General features: G+C 70.5%; 15 protein-coding genes and 3 pseudogenes. 4 read left to right on the forward strand and 14 right to left on the reverse strand.

The annotated features are described in order from the left end of the window. Positions 1-23: 23 nt before the first annotated feature. Together ACWD6R_RS04070 and ACWD6R_RS04075 are read left to right on the forward strand one after the other, a co-directional pair. Positions 24-1,271, forward strand: coding sequence for a cytochrome P450 (locus ACWD6R_RS04070; RefSeq protein ID WP_451817266.1), 1,248 nt, complete (start codon positions 24-26; stop codon positions 1,269-1,271). Beyond that, a complete protein-coding gene (locus ACWD6R_RS04075; protein WP_451817267.1) occupies positions 1,268-2,053 on the forward strand; it encodes an enoyl-CoA hydratase/isomerase family protein in 786 nt (261 codons plus the stop codon). Before ACWD6R_RS04070 ends, ACWD6R_RS04075 begins: the two co-directional genes overlap by 4 nt. Positions 2,054-2,388: 335 nt before the next feature. On the opposite strand, the gene ACWD6R_RS04080 is transcribed toward ACWD6R_RS04075, so the two are convergent. From ACWD6R_RS04080 to ACWD6R_RS04100, 5 genes and pseudogenes are all read right to left on the reverse strand, one after another. Next, complete coding sequence (locus ACWD6R_RS04080) at positions 2,389-2,676, reverse strand: hypothetical protein (protein ID WP_451817268.1); 288 nt, start codon at positions 2,674-2,676, stop codon at positions 2,389-2,391. A 38-nt stretch (positions 2,677-2,714) separates the two neighbouring features. After that, a complete protein-coding gene (gene rbsD / locus ACWD6R_RS04085) occupies positions 2,715-3,104 on the reverse strand; it encodes a D-ribose pyranase (RefSeq protein ID WP_451817269.1) in 390 nt (129 codons plus the stop codon). Further along, positions 3,101-3,547, reverse strand: a pseudogene (locus ACWD6R_RS04090) (PfkB family carbohydrate kinase); the annotation flags it as partial. The pseudogene ACWD6R_RS04090 and the gene rbsD, both read right to left, overlap by 4 nt. Positions 3,548-3,554: 7 nt before the next feature. Then, a pseudogene (locus ACWD6R_RS04095) lies at positions 3,555-5,178 on the reverse strand (ABC transporter permease/substrate-binding protein); the annotation flags it as partial. Further along, positions 5,168-5,782: pseudogene (locus tag ACWD6R_RS04100) on the reverse strand (ATP-binding cassette domain-containing protein); the annotation flags it as partial. The pseudogenes ACWD6R_RS04100 and ACWD6R_RS04095, both read right to left, overlap by 11 nt. A gap of 36 nt (positions 5,783-5,818) precedes the next feature. Between ACWD6R_RS04100 and ACWD6R_RS04105 the strand changes: the two are divergent. Then, entirely contained in the window at positions 5,819-6,010 is a 192-nt protein-coding gene (locus ACWD6R_RS04105) for a hypothetical protein (RefSeq protein ID WP_451817356.1), read from the forward strand. A 372-nt stretch (positions 6,011-6,382) separates the two neighbouring features. Continuing rightward, positions 6,383-6,721 carry a DUF779 domain-containing protein gene (locus ACWD6R_RS04110; protein WP_451817270.1) on the forward strand — a complete coding sequence of 113 codons (339 nt, stop codon included), beginning with the start codon at positions 6,383-6,385 and terminating at the stop codon, positions 6,719-6,721. Between the two features lie 266 nt (positions 6,722-6,987). Here ACWD6R_RS04110 and ACWD6R_RS04115 read toward each other — a convergent pair whose 3' ends face one another. The 9 genes from ACWD6R_RS04115 to ACWD6R_RS04155 form a co-directional block, all read right to left on the reverse strand. After that, the gene (locus tag ACWD6R_RS04115) at positions 6,988-7,182 is read right to left on the reverse strand and encodes a hypothetical protein (RefSeq protein ID WP_393305938.1); all 195 of its coding nucleotides are present in this window, start codon (positions 7,180-7,182) and stop codon (positions 6,988-6,990) included. Between the two features lie 134 nt (positions 7,183-7,316). Next, positions 7,317-8,225, reverse strand: coding sequence for a phosphatidylinositol-specific phospholipase C/glycerophosphodiester phosphodiesterase family protein (locus tag ACWD6R_RS04120; RefSeq protein WP_451817271.1), 909 nt, complete (start codon positions 8,223-8,225; stop codon positions 7,317-7,319). A 328-nt stretch (positions 8,226-8,553) separates the two neighbouring features. Beyond that, positions 8,554-9,669, reverse strand: coding sequence for an acyl-CoA dehydrogenase family protein (locus tag ACWD6R_RS04125; RefSeq protein WP_451817272.1), 1,116 nt, complete (start codon positions 9,667-9,669; stop codon positions 8,554-8,556). Next, on the reverse strand, positions 9,666-10,853 hold the full coding sequence (locus ACWD6R_RS04130) for an acyl-CoA dehydrogenase family protein (RefSeq protein ID WP_451817273.1): 1,188 nt from the start codon (positions 10,851-10,853) through the stop codon (positions 9,666-9,668). Before ACWD6R_RS04130 ends, ACWD6R_RS04125 begins: the two co-directional genes overlap by 4 nt. Next, positions 10,850-11,815 carry an NADPH:quinone oxidoreductase family protein gene (locus ACWD6R_RS04135; RefSeq protein WP_451817274.1) on the reverse strand — a complete coding sequence of 322 codons (966 nt, stop codon included), beginning with the start codon at positions 11,813-11,815 and terminating at the stop codon, positions 10,850-10,852. The genes ACWD6R_RS04130 and ACWD6R_RS04135 overlap by 4 nt, the downstream gene beginning before the upstream one ends. 212 nt (positions 11,816-12,027) lie before the next feature. Next, complete coding sequence (locus tag ACWD6R_RS04140) at positions 12,028-14,703, reverse strand: beta-N-acetylglucosaminidase domain-containing protein (protein WP_451817275.1); 2,676 nt, start codon at positions 14,701-14,703, stop codon at positions 12,028-12,030. A 544-nt stretch (positions 14,704-15,247) separates the two neighbouring features. After that, positions 15,248-15,376 carry a hypothetical protein gene (locus ACWD6R_RS04145; RefSeq protein ID WP_451817276.1) on the reverse strand — a complete coding sequence of 43 codons (129 nt, stop codon included), beginning with the start codon at positions 15,374-15,376 and terminating at the stop codon, positions 15,248-15,250. A gap of 85 nt (positions 15,377-15,461) precedes the next feature. Then, the gene (locus ACWD6R_RS04150; protein ID WP_451817277.1) at positions 15,462-15,890 is read right to left on the reverse strand and encodes a TIGR03668 family PPOX class F420-dependent oxidoreductase; all 429 of its coding nucleotides are present in this window, start codon (positions 15,888-15,890) and stop codon (positions 15,462-15,464) included. Between the two features lie 88 nt (positions 15,891-15,978). Then, positions 15,979-16,803 (reverse strand): LLM class F420-dependent oxidoreductase, encoded by an 825-nt coding sequence (locus ACWD6R_RS04155; protein ID WP_451817278.1) that lies wholly within the window; start codon positions 16,801-16,803, stop codon positions 15,979-15,981. Between the last annotated feature and the right edge of the window lie 42 nt (positions 16,804-16,845).

The following is a 16,845-nucleotide window of genomic DNA, read 5'->3' on the forward strand; positions in this document are numbered from 1 at the left end:
GTTCTCAGAAAGGAGCCGCCATCATGGTGGTTGCCACAACTCCGTCGTACGACCGCCGGGCGTCCGCCTCCCTCTTCTCCCGTCTGCGGACGGCCAGAGGGCAGGCCGACCCCTTCCCGATATACGCCGAACTCCTCTCGCGGGGCGAGGTGGTGCCCGCCCCCTGGGGCGGCTCCGTAGTGACGGGCTTCGCCGCCTGCGACCAGGTTCTGCGCAGCCGTCAATGGCTGGAGCCCGACAGGAAATGGCGGGAGCGTCAGGGGTCCGGGACACGCTGGAACGCGCCCTCCTCACGCGAGATGAGCAACACGCTCGCCGCGCTCAACCCCCCGGACCACGCCAAGGTGCGACGGGCGGCGGGCACCTTCGACCGAGCCACTGTCGAGCGCATCGGCCGCAATGTGAACCGGACCGCGGATCAGCTCCTCGACTCCTTCACGGAGCGAATACGCACCGGCGAGGCGGACTTCTCGGAGCTTGTCTGCGAGGAGCTGCCGGTGGCCACCATAGGTGACTGGCTTGGGCTGCCGCAGGCCGACTGGCCCAGGCTCCGGCAGTTGACACACGATCAGGTCTTCACCCAGGAGCTGCTGCCGTCGGCCAGCCAACTGGCATTGTCCGACGCGGCCACGGCCGAACTCCGCACCTATTTCATGGACCTGGTGCGTGATCGGCGCTCCCACCCCGGTGATGACCCCGTCACCCGGTGGATCCAGACGTGGGACGCGATCGAGCCCGACCAGGACAAGGCCGACGAGGCGGTCTACTTCCTGGTGTTGTTCGTCCTGCTGGCCGCCCTGGAAACCACCGCGACCCTCCTCTCGACGATGACACTCCGGCTCGTCGAAAGCCCGGAACGCTGGGACATGATCGCCGACAACCCGGGCCTCGTACCCGGGTTCGTGGAGGAGACGCTCCGCTACGACCCGCCCACCCACGTGATCAGCAGGGTCGCCTCGCAGGACTCCGTGCTGGGAGGCATCGAGATCCGCCGCGACGAGATGGTCCACCTCATGGTCGGAGCGGCGCACCGAGACCCGGCCAGACACAGCGACCCGGACCGGTTCGACCCCGCACGCACGCCCGGCCACCTCGCATTCAGTGGCGGCATCCACTACTGCCTCGGCGCGCCGCTGGCCCGCCTCGAAGCCCAGACCCTTCTCCGCCAACTGATCCGGCGCCTTCCCCGCCTCACCCTCGTACGCCCCCCGTCGATGGCGCCCCGTGTGGCGTTCCGGCGCCTGCTGAACCTGGACGTAGCCCTCGCATGACCGAATCGACCCCCACCCCCGCACACGCCCGGACGGCTTTCAAGGCGATACGTGCCGAGCAGGACGGCCCCGTACTGCATGTCCGCCTCAACCCCTGGGGGCAGGACGACACGTTGGACGCCGCAGTCCTCGACGACCTCGCCACCCTGCTCGACGACCTCCACGAGAGACCCGACGTCCGGATCCTGACGCTGTCGTCACTGGGTACGGACTTCTGCCTGGGTGCCGACCGCAACGAGTACCAGGAGGCACTGGCCGCCGATCCGTCCGGAGTGGCCCTGCGGCGCATCGTCGACAAGGCGCACCGCCTGTGCCAGGCCCTGGAGAACACTCACGCGGTCACCATCGCCCGGTTGCACGGGCGGGTCATCGGCGCGGGTCTCGCCCTCGCCTCCTTCTGCGATCTGCGCGCCGGTGCCGACACCAGCCGCTTTCGCATGCCGGAGGTCGGCATAGGGCTACCGCCGGCGTGGGGCGGGGCGATGGGACGCCTGGTCTCCGAGGCCGGCACCTCCAGGATTCGCGAGCTCATGCTCACCTGCGACGTCTTCGACGCCGACACGGCCCACCGTATCGGTCTGCTCCACCGGACCGCCCCACTCGACCAGCTGGACAAGGTGATCGATTCCTGGACCAGGCCCCTCGTCCGACGCTCGCCCGAAGCACTCGTCCTGACCAAACGGATGCTGGCCGGCTATGCACGGGCGGACAGGACGGCAGACGTCTCCCTGCTCGACTCCCATCTCCTGGCAGCCACTCTCCACCAGCACGCGAGGGGCTGATCCTCCCAGACTGATGCGAGCGTCCGGCCCGCCACGGGCCGTCGAGGCATGGGGACGGCCGGGTGCCTCGGCGCGTGTGGCGGGCACAGTGCGCGCGGCGAGGTACCTGACCACTCACGATCGGGTCGGGCACCTCGCGCTGCGCTCGCAGCCCCAGCGGATAGTACTCCAGCTGGACTTCGGGGTATGTCCTGGTCAACGGCTTGAGCGTGGGGATTGTAGCGGGATGGTGCCGGGTGCGGGTCGCCCGGCCTGCCCCGTGAACGAGTGACCTCGCCGTGTGTAGTGACAGCGGCGGGCCCGGGCCTGGTGCCGGCGGCGCCATCTCGACCAGTTCATCGCGTGGTTGCCCTGTCGAGCGCGGCGCCCTCTGCTTGCTGTTCGGCCTGCTCCACCACGCCCGTCAGCTGATGGAGTATGGCCTCGTGGGACCGGCCGACCTGCGTTCCTCGCAGGGCCCCGGGAGGCGGCCCCGGTTCCTGGACGGGCTGCCCCGTCAGCAGTGCCTGCACCACGGTGGGCAGTCGGTATTCGGCGAAGTGCAGGACCTCTTGCGTCCTCGGTGTCGGCGGCGCGGGCGCGCTGAGCTGCCGGACCGCCAGGGCATGAGTGAGGCCCGGCACCGCGTCGCGGTGCCGGGCCTCACTTGTATGAACGCGTATCAGAAGAAGAGTCCGCAGCGCAGCAGGACGTTCGCGTAGGGCCGCGCCTCCCCCGCGCGTACGACCAACCGCGCCCCCGCCGACAGCGCCTTGAGCTCGTCGTGCGGAACCAGCCGCAGATCCGGCAGGCATCCTGCCAGCAGCCGGGCGGCCGCCGGATTCGCCTCCTGCACCTCGCGCGCGGCCGTGGCACCCTCGACCACCAGCTCGTCCAACAGCCCTTCGAGTACATCGGCGAACGAAGGTATTCCGGCACGGAAGGCCAGATCGACGACCCGCGGACCGGCCGGGACGGGCATGCCCGCGTCGCAGACGAGGACCCCGTCGCCATGGCCCAGCTCCGCCAGCGCCCCGGCCAGATGACGGTTGAGGATTCCGGCCTTCTTCACAGCGCGGAAACCTCCTCGGCGGTCGGGAAGGACGCCTGCGCGCCTTCCCTGGTGACAGCTGCGGCGCCCACCCGCACGGCGAAGGCGGCAGCCGTCGCGAGGCCCTCGCCCACGCTGAGCCGCCAGGCAAGGGCGGCGGTGAAGGCGTCACCGGCACCGGTGGTGTCCACGGCGTCCACCCGGATGCTCGGGATCCGTACCACGGCGTCCGTACGGCCGTCGGCGACCAGCGCGCCGTCGGCGACCAGCGTGATCACCACCGACTGCGGGCCGAGGGCGAGGAGTGCCCGAGCCCAGTCCTCGGGGCCGGGCCCCGCGGAAGCGCCGAGCACGAACCGGGCCTCGTGCTCGTTGACGACCAGCGGGTCGCAGGCGGCGAGTACATCGTCGGGCAGCGGCGCGGGCGGCGACGGGTTCAGAACGAACCGGGCACCGGGCGGCCGGGTTCGTACTGCGGTCGAAGTCCGCGGGCTGGGAAGCGACCACCTTGATCCCCGGGTACGCCTTGATTCCCTCGGTGAAGCCCTGGCCGCGCTCGCGGCTGGCGGAGGTGCCCGCAGTGCCCTGCAGGACGACGATGTCGCCCTTGCCGCCGAGCTTCTCGGCCAGCGCCTTCGCGGCGAGCCTGCCGCCCGCGACGTTGTCGGAGGCGACGAGCGTCGCGGTGTCCGCCTTGTTGACGCCGCGGTCGGCGGCGATCACCGGGATGTCGGCCTTGTTGGCGGCCCGCACCGCGGGTCCCGCCGCATCCGAGTCCACCGGATTGACAATGATCGACTTCACGCCCTCGCCGGTGAAGTTCTGGAGCTGGTTGGCCTGCTGCGACGCGTCGTTCTGCGCGTCCGTCACCGTGAGGTCGATGCCCGCGTGCTTGGCCTCCGCCTGCGCGCCTGCCTTCATCTGCACGAAGAAGGGGTTGTTGAGCGTCGAGAGCGACATGCCGACCTTGGTCGTCGTACCGGAGGAGCCGGGGTTGAAGAAGGACACGGCCGCGACCACGGCCGCCACGCACACCGCGGCGATCACGAGTTTCGCCGCTCCCTTGCCCCCTGAACCGGATGCACCGGATGCACCGGAGGCTGCCGACGTCGGGGACCCGCCGCCGGCACGCCGACGCACCGTGTCCAGCAGAACCGCCAGCGCGATGACCACACCGATGACGACCTGCTGCCAGAAGGCCGAGACGGACAGCAGGTTGAGGCCGTTGCGGAGCACGGCGAGTATCAGCGCGCCGATCAGCGTCCCGGACGCCTTGCCGACGCCACCCGCGAGGCTGGCGCCGCCGATGACGACCGCGGCGATCGCGTCCAGTTCGTACCCCTGCGCGGCCTGCGGCTGCGCGGAGACCAGGCGGGAGGCGAGGACGATGCCCGCGACGGCGCGAAGAGGCCGGACAGTGCGTAGTGACGAGCTTCTGCCGCTTGACGCGGAGACCCGATAGCCTGGCCGCTTCCTCGTTGCCGCCGATCGCGTACATCGAGCGGCCGATGTACGTGCGCCCGAGGACGAGTGCCGTGACCAGTCCCATCGCGACCATCACGAGGACCGGGACGGGCAGCCATCCGCCGAGCGTGTCGCCGAGCACCGAGACGGAGTCGGGGAAGGCGATCGGGCTGCCCTGAGAGATGACGAGGGACAGGCCACGGCCGATCGAGAGCATCGCCAGCGTGGCGATGAACGGCGGGAGTTTCCCGTACGAGACGAGGGCGCCGTTGACGAGGCCGCAGGCGATGCCGGTGGCCACCGCGAGGATCACCGCGATCCACACGGGCACGCCCTGGGACGTTGCCATCCAGGCGAGTACGGTCGCCGAGAGCGCGGCCACCGAGCCGACGGACAGGTCGATGCCCGCCGAGACGATGACGAAGGTGACGCCGAACGCGAGGATCGCAGTCACGGAGGCCTGCACACCCACGTTGAGCAGGTTCTGAGTGGTCAGGAAGTCGCCGGAGAGCAGCGACATCGCCACCACCAGGACCACCAGGGCGCTCAGTGCACCGTTGTCGAGCAGGATGCGGCGGAGCGCCGAGGCACCACGCGCGCCCGTATTGCTCTTGAGCGTGTCAGTGGCCACAGGAGCCCTCCACTTTATCGTTCACATCTGGGGTGGTTGTCACGGACGGGGCGCTGACGGCGAGCGCCATCACCGCGTCCTGGGTCGCTTCGTGCGCGGGAAGTTCGCCGGCGATCCGGCCCTGCGCCATGACGAGCACGCGGTCGCTCATGCCGAGGACCTCGGGCAGGTCGCTGGAGATCATCAGGACCGCGTGGCCGGAGGCCGTCAGTTCGTTGATGAGCTGGTAGATCTCGACCTTCGCGCCGACGTCGATGCCGCGGGTCGGCTCGTCGAGGATCAGCACCCTGGTGTCGGCGAGCAGCCACTTCCCGATGACGACCTTCTGCTGGTTGCCGCCGGAGAGAGTGCGGACATGCTGGCCGAGGCCCGCCATCCGTACGCCCAGCTGCTCGGCGATCCGGGCGGCGGCCGTGCGCTGCCCCTTGAGGTCCACGAGACCGCCGCGGCTGGCCGAACGCAGCGTGACCAGGCCGAGGTTCTCCTGCACCGAGGCGTCGAGCACCAGTCCCTGGCCCTTGCGGTCCTCGGGTACGCGTCCGATCCCGGCGCCCATGGCGGCGTTCACGTCACCCCTGCCCAGGCGCTGCAGCTGCACGGCGACGCCGCGTACGGGGGTGCGGCGCTCCTCGTCACCGAGCTGCGGGAGCGGTTGCGCGGCATCGAGCACGCGGACTCCCCTGTGGCCGACCTGCACGCGTGGATGTCCGCGCCGCTCGACTGCGGCGCCCCGATCGGCCGCGACCCGAAGCAGGCCCGCGCCGTCCGCATGCGGGCCGCCGCGCGCCTCGCAGGTGGTCCTCATCCGCCGCGCAGGCCGGCAGCCGGATGACTGCTGTGCGCGGTCCAGGCGCCCCTCACGGCGGGCACCGCCTCACCCCGTGCATCCGGGAGGGCGAAACTCGCCCGCCCCACTCGTCAAGCGTCGCAACACCGGGCGTGTTACCGGCCGTGGTCGCCGGAAGCCTCGGTGGCGCCACCTCCGATGCCCAAGTCAGCGGATTCCGGCGACAGGTGAACCGGGGCCAGGCGCGGAACGCGGCCGTCGGTGTGAGCCATACCGCCAGCCGCTGCCTGGACCCCGCGGCCCCCTCGGGAGAATGCCGTGCAACCTTGCCGCAACGTTGCTGGGAGTTGACTGAGTTCACCGCACCGGCGCCGGACAGCGAAAGGCCGACACGTGACACCTTCGGACGCACCACTCGTGGAACTCACGCCCGCAGCCGCCGATCTGGTGCGGCAGCTACGGGAGACCCATGGACCGCTGATGTTCCACCAGTCCGACGGCTGCTGCGACGGCAGTGCGCCCATGTGCTACCAGGACGGCGAATTCCGTACCGGAGACTCCGATGTGCTGCTGGCCTCGCTCGCCGCCGAAGGAGTCGCGGAGCGTGTTCCCTTCTGGATGTCGAAGAGTCAGTTCGAGGCGTGGGCGCACACCCGGCTGATCGTCGATGTGGTGGCGGGGCGGGGCAGCGGGTTCTCGCTGGAGGCTCCGGAGGGGGTGCGGTTCCTGATCCGTTCGCGGCTCGTCGGTGGCTGATCCGCGTGGGCGTGTGGCGGTCTCCGGGCCGTGGACAGGACAGGATCTCGGCGCCCCTGTCCTGGGGACGGCGCCGGGAGCCGTCGGTCCCACATCGCCTCAGACCGTTTCGCGCCCCGGCGGCTGTCGCCCCGGTTGATCGGATCGTGCGCCTCGCCGCCCCGGGTGATCTCTTGCCTGTCGGTACAGGCCTGGATCCGACGTGCTCCGGCCCCCTCTGTGCTCACCCGTGGAATCGGAACGTGCCACAGGCAGGCGGGAGCGCGTCAGGGCTGGAGGCTGCTGACAACATTCGCCGTGGCTGTCAGTCCCTCCTGGATCGTCGGCCCCATGCTCGTACCCGCAAGGAAGAATCCGAGCATCCCACAGACGATCGCATGCGAGGGTTTCAGTCCGCCGTTGCGGAGAAAGAGCACCGCAAGCATCAGCAGAAGCAGCACCAGTGAGATCGAAATGGCCATGGCCAACCTCCTACGCCGCGCCGGAATGCGGCATTCGGCCGCCAGTGTGGCGTAGCGGAGGGACCATCCGGCGGACTGGCATGTCCGCCATCCGGGTGTTGACTGGCTGTCACCACCTCGGGCCGTACGGCCCGTCAGATGCCGCCCCGGGCACCCCTGTCCTTCGCGCGGAGGAAGAGCTTCAGCCCCGCCAGGTCGTCCGTGTTGAGGTGGTCGACCCCGGCGGCCAGCAATTCGGACCAGACGGCGTCCCGTTCGGGGCCCGCCACGTCGGGCGTGGCCCAGAAGCGCACACGCCGGCCCTCGCGATGGGCGGCGGTGACGAGGGCGCGGAGCCTGTCCCGTTCGGCGGTGGGGAAGGCGCCCGCGCCCAGCCAGCTGAAGCTCTGGGTCCAGTTGCTGCTGATGAGCGGGATGAACGAGGCGGTTGCCGCGGTGCCGATGTCGTCCAGCCGGCCGTCGTAGAAAGCGAGGCGGGTGCGCTGCGCCTCCATGGGGACGCGGGCGGCCCGGTCGCCCGATATGACGGGGGTGACTGCGCCTGCGCGGACCCGGCCGTCGTGGTATGAGGTCAGCATCCGGCGGTAGCGCTGGAGCTGCCGGTCGAGTTCGAGGTAGGCGGCGGCGCCGTCCGTCTTGATGTCGATGAGCAGCTGTACGGGGTCGCGGTGGCCTGGGTACACGGCTCCGTGGTTGACCCTGACCCTGGCCAGCAGCGGGTCGAGGTAGAGCGAGGCGAGGGTGCGGGCGGGGTCGAGATCGGAGGCCTCATGGGCGACGAGGAGTTCCCCGTCCACGAGAAAAATGTCCGCTTCGATGCTGGTGAACCCGTGGGAGAGTGCGTCGTGGAGGGGGTGCGTATGCAGGTAGTCGTTGTGCGCGTGGGCCTGCCGGAGGGGGCGGGGGTGGTGGCGGGGGCGGGGGTGGTGGCGGGCGACTGCGGCGGGCTCCGCGGCCGCGGCCGACTGGAGGGGTATGACTGCGCCTGCGGCGACCGTGGCAAGAGCGGTGGTGACGACGCGGCGGCGGGTCGGGAACGCCATGGGTTCTCCCGGAATCAGGGTGCGGACCGGACGGGCGGACCCGACCGAGTATGGGTCCGGGGCACCTCTGTGGGGCAGGTACCTGCCAAGAGTTGATCGGGGCGTCGTCCGCCCGTCGACTGGTGTTCCCCGGCCGGGCCGGGTTCGCCCGGCACGGATTGGCGCCGCCGCGGTTCTGGTTGTCGCCGCTGGTGCAGCTCCACAGGTTCGGCTGCGCCTCGGTGCTGCCACCGGGAAGGGACGACCAGGAACCGCCCGCCGGGAACGACGAAGGGGCGGGGATGCCTGGCAGCCTCGCCCCATGTCCTTTGTTCGCGAGGCAGTTGCTCTACGGTGCGGGCAGCTCCATCAGCTCGGCGATGGCCTCACGGTGGCGCCCCGCCGTGCCGTACGCGATCGAGTCGGCCTTGGCCCGCTTCAGATACAGATGCGCGGGGTGCTCCCACGTCATGCCGATGCCTCCGTGCAGCTGGATGCACTCCTCCGCCGCACGGACCGCGACCCCGGAGCAGTACGCCTGCGCCACGGCCACCGCGAGCGGCGTGTCGGGGCTTTGGGACGCCAGGGCGTCCGCGGCGTTGCGCGCGGCGGCGCGGGCCGAGACGACCTGGAGCCAGAGCTGCGCCATCCGGTGCTTGAGCGCCTGGAACGAGCCGACGGGCCGGTTGAACTGCTGCCGTTCGCGGGTGTACCGGACCGTCTCGGTCAGGCACCATTCGGCGAGACCGAGCTGCTCGGAGGCGAGCAGTCCGGCACCGGCGAGCAGCCCCCGGCGTACGGCGGGGCGCGCGGCCTCCGCGTCCGCGAGGCGGGTGCCGGTGGCTGCGGTGAGGGTGACGGTGGCGAGCGGGCGGGTCAGATCGAGCGCGACGAGCGGCTCGACGGTGACGCCCGTGGCACCGGCCTCGACCGCGTACAGGCCGTCACTGGTCGGCACGAGCAGCAGATCGGCGGCGGCCGCGTCGGCGACCGCCGTGACGGTCCCGTCCAGGGTGCCGGTCACCGTCACGGTCCCGGCCGTTGCGGAGAACGGCACGGCGAGGACCGCGACCTTGCGGCCCGCCGCCAGCTCGCCGAGGAGTTCGCCGACCGGTCCGTCCTCCGTCCCCAGTGCAAGGAGCGTCTCGGTGGCGACGACCGCGCTGGTCAGATAGGGGGCGGGGGCGACGCTGCGGCCCAGCTCTTCCAGGACCACCGCAGCCTCGCGATGGCTTGCACCCTGACCGCCGAGCTTCTCCGGCACGAGCAGCCCCGCGGCGCCAATGTCCGCGCCGAGGGCCTTCCAGAGCTGCGGGTCGTACGGCGTGCCGGACTCGATACGGGCGATCACCGTCGGCGCGTCGGCCCGGTCTGCGAGCAACGACCGTACGGAGGCCCGCAGATCGTCCTCGGCCTCCGAGTACAGCAGAGCGGGTGCCAGGGTCTCTTCGGTCTGTGCTGTCATCGGGACAGGTCCTTCCAGGCGACGTCCTTGTCGTTGCGCGGCTCGGCGGGCAGTCCGAGGACGCGTTCGGCGACGATGTTCAGCAGTACCTCGCTCGTACCGCCCTCGATCGAGTTGCCCTTGGACCGCAGATAGCGGTAGCCCGCATCGCGTCCGGTGAAGTCGACCAGCTCAGGGCGGCGCATGGTCCAGTCGTCATACAACAGCCCCTCATCGCCGCGGAGTTCGACCTCCAGGCCGCTGATCTCCTGGTTGAGACGGGCAAAGGCGAGCTTCATGCCGGAGCCCTCGGGGCCCGGCTGTCCGGCGACGAGTTGCTGGCGCAGCCGCTCACCGGCGAGCCGGGCGACCTCGGCCTCGACCCAGAGGGTGAGCAGGCGCTGGTGGAGATCGTGGGTGCGCAGTTCGGGATGTTCGCGCCAGGTCCTGGCGACGGGGCCGATCATGCCGCCCTCGCGCGGGATGCGGGATCCACCGATCGAGACACGCTCGTTCATCAGGGTGGTCCGGGCGACCTTCCAGCCGTCGCCGACCGGTCCGAGCCGCCTGCTGTCGGGGATGCGTACGCCGGTGAGGAAGACCTCGTTGAACTCGGCCTCGCCGGTGATCTGACGCAGCGGCCGCACCTCGACGCCCGGGTCGGTCATGTCGCAGATGAAGTAGCTGATGCCACGGTGCTTGGGCAGGTCCGGGTCGGTGCGGGCGATGAGGATCGCCCAGCGGGCCACATGGGCGCTGGACGTCCAGACCTTCTGCCCGTCGACCACCCAGTCCTCGCCGTCCCGGACGGCGCGGGTGCCGAGCGCCGCCAGGTCGGACCCGGCGCCCGGCTCACTGAAGAGCTGGCACCACACCTCCTCGCCGACCCACAGGGGTCGCAGGAAGCGCTGCTTCTGCTCGTCGGTGCCGAAACCCAGGATGGTGGGGGCCGCCATGCCCAGGCCGATGCCGATGCGGCGCGGGTCGTTGTCGGGGGCTCCCGCGGCAGCGAGTTCGGCGTCGACGACGGGCTGCAGCGAGCGCGGTGCGTCGAGTCCACCGAGCCTGGCCGGGTAGTGGACCCAGGCGAGTCCGGCGTCGAAGCGGGCCTTCAGGAAGTCGGTCCGGTCGGTGGTGGCCGGGGGGTGGGCGGCGAGCAGTTCGCGGGTGAGGCGGCGGAGTTCGGCCGCGTCGACGGTCGTCATCGGACACCCCCCGGAAGGACGACGATCCGGCCGGTGCTCGTGCCGTCGGCGACACGCTGAACGGCGGCCGCCGCCCCGTCGAGTGCGACACGCTCACTGATCAGTGGCTTGATGACGCCCTGCGAAGCGAGCGCGGTGAGCTCCTCGTGGCAGGCGCGCACCGCGGCCGGGTCCTTGGTGCTGTACAGACCCCAGTGGAGTCCGACGATCGAGTAGTTCTTGACGAGGGCGTGGTTGAGCGCAGGGGTGGGAATGCCGCCGCTCGCGAATCCGACGACGATCACCCGGCCCTCGAAGGCGATGCACTTGACGGACTTGGCGTACGCGTCGCCGCCGACCGGGTCGTAGACGACATCGGCCCCGCGTCCGCCGGTGAACTCCTTGACCGCTGCGACCATGTCCTCGGTGCGCCGGTCGATGACCAGGTCGCAGCCGAGCTCATGCGCGGTCTTGGCCTTCTCGGGGCCGCCGACGACACCGATGACCCTGGCCCCGGCGGCCTTGCCGAGCTGGACGGCCGCACTGCCGACTCCGCCCGCCGCGGCGTGCACGAGAAGAGTCTCGCCCGCCTGGAGGTGCGCCCGGCGGTGCAGTCCGAACCAGCCCGTCTGATAGCCGATGTGCAGGGCAGCCGCCTCGGCGTCGTCCAGGGTCTCCGGGGCCGGCAGGAGCGCCGCCTCTTCCGCGACGACGTACTCGGCGAAGCCGCCGTTCGGCAGGGCGGGGGTGGCGAGCACCCGGCGCCCGTCCGGCGTCTCACCGCAGATCTCCACGCCCGGGGTGAACGGCAGCGGTGGCCGTACCTGGTACTGGCCGCGGCAGAGCAGGGCGTCGGGGAAGTTGATGTTCGCCGCGAGCACCTTGAGGAGCACCTGCCCGTCGCCGGGCATGGGCCGGTCCGTCTCTTCGAGCCGCATCACCTCGTTCGGCTCGCCGTTCCGGTGCACTCGCCATGCCTGCATGAGGGGCCTCCACAACACTGTCGGCATTACCACTGCTCCGGGGCATACTAAGCGGTCGCTTGCCTCTCTGGGAACAACCTGTCCCGGACCGTTTCGACCGGACCGGGACATGACTGCGCGCCCGGCACGCCCCGGAAGGTACGGGGATGCCGGGCGCGCGGCCGGAGCAGGGCCGGCCGGGGTCATGGGCCTCCGGGGCGGCCCCTACCGGTTCAGCCGACCACCAGCTCGGCGATCTGCGGTGCGGCGGACCCGGCGCGCCAGGCGAGACGTACCGCATCGGCCGTCAGGCCTGCCGGATTCACCCTGGTATACGGACCGTCGAGCGCACCGACGGTCCTCCAGGTCCCGTCGGTGCCCCGCAGCTGGATGTCGGCGAGGGCGTCCGAGCCGGCCGGCTGCAGGACGGTGACGGACCCGACGGAGCGCGCGGAGCCGAGCCCCAGCTCCAGCGCCTCACCGGACTCGGGCGCGCGCGCCGCCCGGTAGACGGTGCCGAGGTTGCCGTCGGCCGCCGAACGCAGGGCGGATCCGGCGGCGGCGGGCGGTCCGCCGGCCACCGCACCGTCCTCCGTCTCGATGGCGAACTCGCGTACGACGAGCCAGTTCGTCTGGCCCGCGGTCGCCCGCGCCCGCACATAGCGGACCTTCGTCCCGGCGGGCGCGGTCGCGGTGACGTCCGGCTTTCCGGAGAAGGCGGTGAGCTGCTGCCAGGTCTGCCCGTCGGCGGAGTACTCCAGCACCCCGTCGTGGAGGTAGTCGTCGGTGCTTCCCGGCTTGGCCATGGCCAAGGTGATGCCGCCGATCTCCCTTACGCGGCCCAGGTCGACGGTGACCTGATCACCGGCGGCGGGCGCACCGTCGCTCCAGAAGTACGTCGAGTCGTCGCCGTCGATCATCCGGGCGACGGTGTTGGTCTGGTACGTACCGAGGCTGGTGGATGCCGTGGGCCTGCCGCTCACACCGATGATCCGGTCGTGCTCGGCGGTGGCCTTGTCGAAGAATCCGTCCAGCACCCCGTTGCCGACGGTGACCGGCACCTTGCGGCCGTCAAGTCCCGTGTAGGTGAAAGACTTTGCCTCGGCCACGAGTGCGGGCAGCTGCTGGCGGAGCTCCCACGCCTGCGTACCCTTTCCGGCGCGGGCCGCCTCGACCATGCGCAGTGCCGTCCGGGTCGCGGTCGCCCAGGACTCGGTGGCGTCCAGCCAGGGGCCCGAGTCGTCGATGAAGCCGCGGTCCGGGAGACTGCTGCGCAGGCGGTCCGGGGCGTTGCCCAGGTCGCGGAGCACAGAGGTGAGCCGGTCCGCGTCGCCGGACTGCCAGTAGCGGGCGAACTCGCCCGCCAGGTCGGGTGCTTCCTGCTTGTTCAGGGCCGAGCTGTAGTTGATGTCGGCGAAGGCCCGCAGCGCCTTCTCGGTGCGGCCGTCGCCGCCCGCGTACTCCTTGAGCCCCCGCAGCCACGAGGCACGCTCGTCGTACGCGGCGTCGTTCCAGGAGTAGTCCGCGACCGTGTAGAGCGAAAGCTTGGAGGCGTACGGCTGGATCATCGGGTTGGCGGTGATCCCGGCCAGCTCGCCCGGCAGCCCCTTCTCGCGGCCGTTGAACGGGCCGAGCAGCAGCCGGTTGGTGACATAGTCGTTGACCGGGTAGTTGTCCCAGGTCAGGATCGGGTGGTTGAAAACCGTGCGGGCGGCCTTGGCCTGGGCGACGGTCATCGTCGGCGCGATGACGCCGACACCTGTCCACTCGACAAGGACATTGGGGTCGAGCTGCTCGGCGAGCGCCTTCTTGTAGGCCGTGGCCGAGACGTTGTAGTACTCGGTGGGCACCATCTGAAGCGGCTGGGCACCCGGGTGCGTGGCGATGAACTCCTTGTTCACCTTGTTCAGGAGATACGCCTGCGCGGCGCCCGCCGCACCACCACCGGTCCCCCATTTTGCCTTGTCCGCCGCACAGTTCCAGTCGGTGTAGCTGATGTCGTCGAGCGGGACCGCGAAGGTGCGAACGCCGATGTCCCAGATCGCCTGGAACTTGTCGACGAGCGCCTTGGCGTCGGCGTCGGAGCTGTAGCAGACGGAGAGCCCGGGCGAGAGGGCGTAGGTGAACTCGACGTGCCGCTGCACGGCCCGGTCGGTGAGTTCCTTGATCTGCGCCAACTGCTCCGCAGGGTACTGGTCGCGCCACTTCTCGCGGAGGTACGCGTCGTCCTTCGGCGAGTACACATAGATGTTCATCTTGTGCTCGCCGTAGTAGTCGAGCTGGTCGAGGCGGGCCTTGTGCGACCACGGGGTGCCGTAGAAGCCCTCGATGACGCCGCGCAGCGCGGTGCCCGGCCAGTCGCGTACCGCGAGCCCGTCGACCTCCGCGCCGGGGTGGCTCTGCCGCGGCAGGATCTGACGGAGGGTCTGGGCGGCGTAGTACGTGCCAGTGGTGTCCTTGCCCGCGAGGACGATGCGGTCGGCGCCGACACCGAGGACATATCCGTCGGCGGGCAGCGCGTCGGGGCCCTCGATGTGCTGGTCCGCGAGGGCGGCGGAGACACCGACGTGGACGGTGAGTCCGCTCCTGCCGGGCCTGTCGCTCCGTACGATCCGCTGCGCACCGGCGCGGCGCAGCGCGGCTTCGACAACCTTCACGGAGGGCTCGTCGGAGGTGTCACCCGTCACCAGGGTGACGGTGGGGCTGATCGTGACCCGGTCGGACCGGGTCCTGACCGACTGAGGCGTCGGGGTGATGGCCGGAGTGCGCTGGCCGGTCACGGCGTTCCCCGGGCCGGCCGGCCGGCCGCTGTCGGCGGCCTGGGCGGACGGTGCGGCGGCGAGCAGGCCGCCAACGAGCAGACTCGCGGCCGCGCCGAGCGCGGTGAGACGGGGTGGGCGAGGCGTCACATGTCCTCCATGGGTCACTCGAGTCATCAGAGTCGCGCAACACAACGAGACCGAATTCAACATCATGGCGCCGACATGTCAATGGTCTGGACAACATCAACGCCTGGACCTGGTGTTTTGTCTTTGTGATGGGGTATCGATACGGCATGACGGAGCACTGGTACACCCCGGGACTGGCCGCCCTGCCACCATCCGGCGCGAGTGCGCGGCCGTGGGCACACACGCCTCTACGGTGGTGCCGGTGACCGGTGGCGGCTCAGGGCCCGGGAAGGCGACAGCGGCGGAGTTAGCCCGGCTCGGCGCGGATCTGGTGATCGTGGGCCGCAGGCCGGAGCGACTGTCGGCCGCGCGGGAGGAGCCGGCGGCGCTCGGGGCGGCACGGTGCCGGCCGCGGTCGGCGACATCCGGGAGCCGGTCCCGGCCTCGCCCTACGCCCGATTCATCACCGGTCACTCGCTCGTGGTGGACGGAGCGAACTGGCAACGGCGGTCTCGCGTCGCGCCGCCCATGGTGCCGGTACACGGGCAGCTGCGTCGCGGTCCCTTCACCCGCCCTCCACCTGAAGGGAGTCAGGGTCTTTCGTCCGGATCATGGTGGATCGGGGCCGGACACCCCACAGGGCAGCCCTGTCCACCGTCACGGCGAGCAGCTCGGCGACGTTCTGCGGCTCCACGGCCACGAAACCCTCGCATCGGCAGGTCTCGCACCGTCCTCCGGCGACGTGGGCCGAGAACCGCCCGGTCGTATGGCCGCGCGGCTCAGGACGCGCGCCAGCCGCTCCAACGCAGCACCGAGACTTCGACCATCGGTCCGTCGGGCGGGCGGTCGGCGTACTGCCGGTATTTCGCCGTGAGCAGGCCGACGCGGCGGGCGGCCTCGGGGAAGCGGTCCGGCGGGGGCAGCACGCGGGCCTCACCGTCGGCCCGCACCCACCACAGTCGTTCCCAGTCCTCCTCGTAGTGGTCGGTGAGCAGACAGACCGATGGGTTGGCGGCGATGTTGGCCAGGCGTTTCAGCCGCATCGTCCGTTTCGGTTTGTGGTCCACGGCCAGCATCACCGTGTCGCCGTCCAGGGCGAACACCACCGGCACCAGGTGCGGGCGGCTGTCGGTGCCGATCGTCGCGAGGTGGGCGATGCGCGCCGCGGCGAACCGCTCACGTGCCTCAGCGCTCGTCAGAGTGGGCATCGCACTCCTTACGGCAGTCACGGAAGTTCCGGTGGTCGCGGTTCCCCGGATCGGTCCCTCATCCCTGGGCGCAGTGGTTTCCGGCGTCTCAGCGGTACCGGGCAGCCACTTCGGCCAGCCCGTCGAGGTACCCCAGCGTCTCCCGTTCGGGCATCGTCGGCACGTAGAACAGCAGCCGTTCGACGCCCAGACGGCCGTAGCCCTCGATCTGCTCGGGGTCGTCGGGAGCCGCGTACACCGTCACCGGCACCTCTCGTTCGGCACGTGCGCGCAGCCGCTCGATCTGTGGACCGAGCTCCTGCGGCGACGCGCTGTTGGCCAGCCACGCGTCTCCGAGCTGTGCCACCCGCGGGAACGCGCCCTCGCCGCCACCGACGTAGATCGGCGGATGGGGGCGCTGCACGGGTTTGGGCCACGCGAAGACCGGATCGAAGTTCACGAACTCGCCGTGAAACTCGGCCTTCTCCGAGGTCCATAGCTCTCGCATGGCGCGCAGCCGCTCGTCGGTGAGCCGGCCACGGGTCGAGGGGTCCGTGCCGTGGTTCCTCATCTCCTCACGGTTCCAGCCGACACCGATACCGAAGATCACCCGGCCGCCGGAGATCAGATCGAGCGAAGCGACTTCCTTCGCGGTGATGATCGGGTCGCGCTGCGGGATCAGCGCGATGCCGGTGCCCAGCAGCAGCCGCTCGGTCACCACGCCGATCGCGGTCAGGGCCACGAAGGGGTCGAGGGTGCGGTAGTACATCTCCGGCAGCTCACCACCACCCGGGTAGGGCGTCTGGCGGTCGGCCGGGATATGGGAGTGCTCGGCGATGAACAGCGAGTCGAAAGCACGTTCCTCGAGGGCGGTTCCGAGCGAGGTCGGGCTGATCCCCTGGTCGGTGATGAAGGTTGAGACTCCGAATTTCACGGTGGCTCCGGCGAGGCTTGAATTACGGGAAGGAACGGGTGG

It is taken from the genome of Streptomyces sp. NPDC005151 (genome assembly GCF_053599875.1).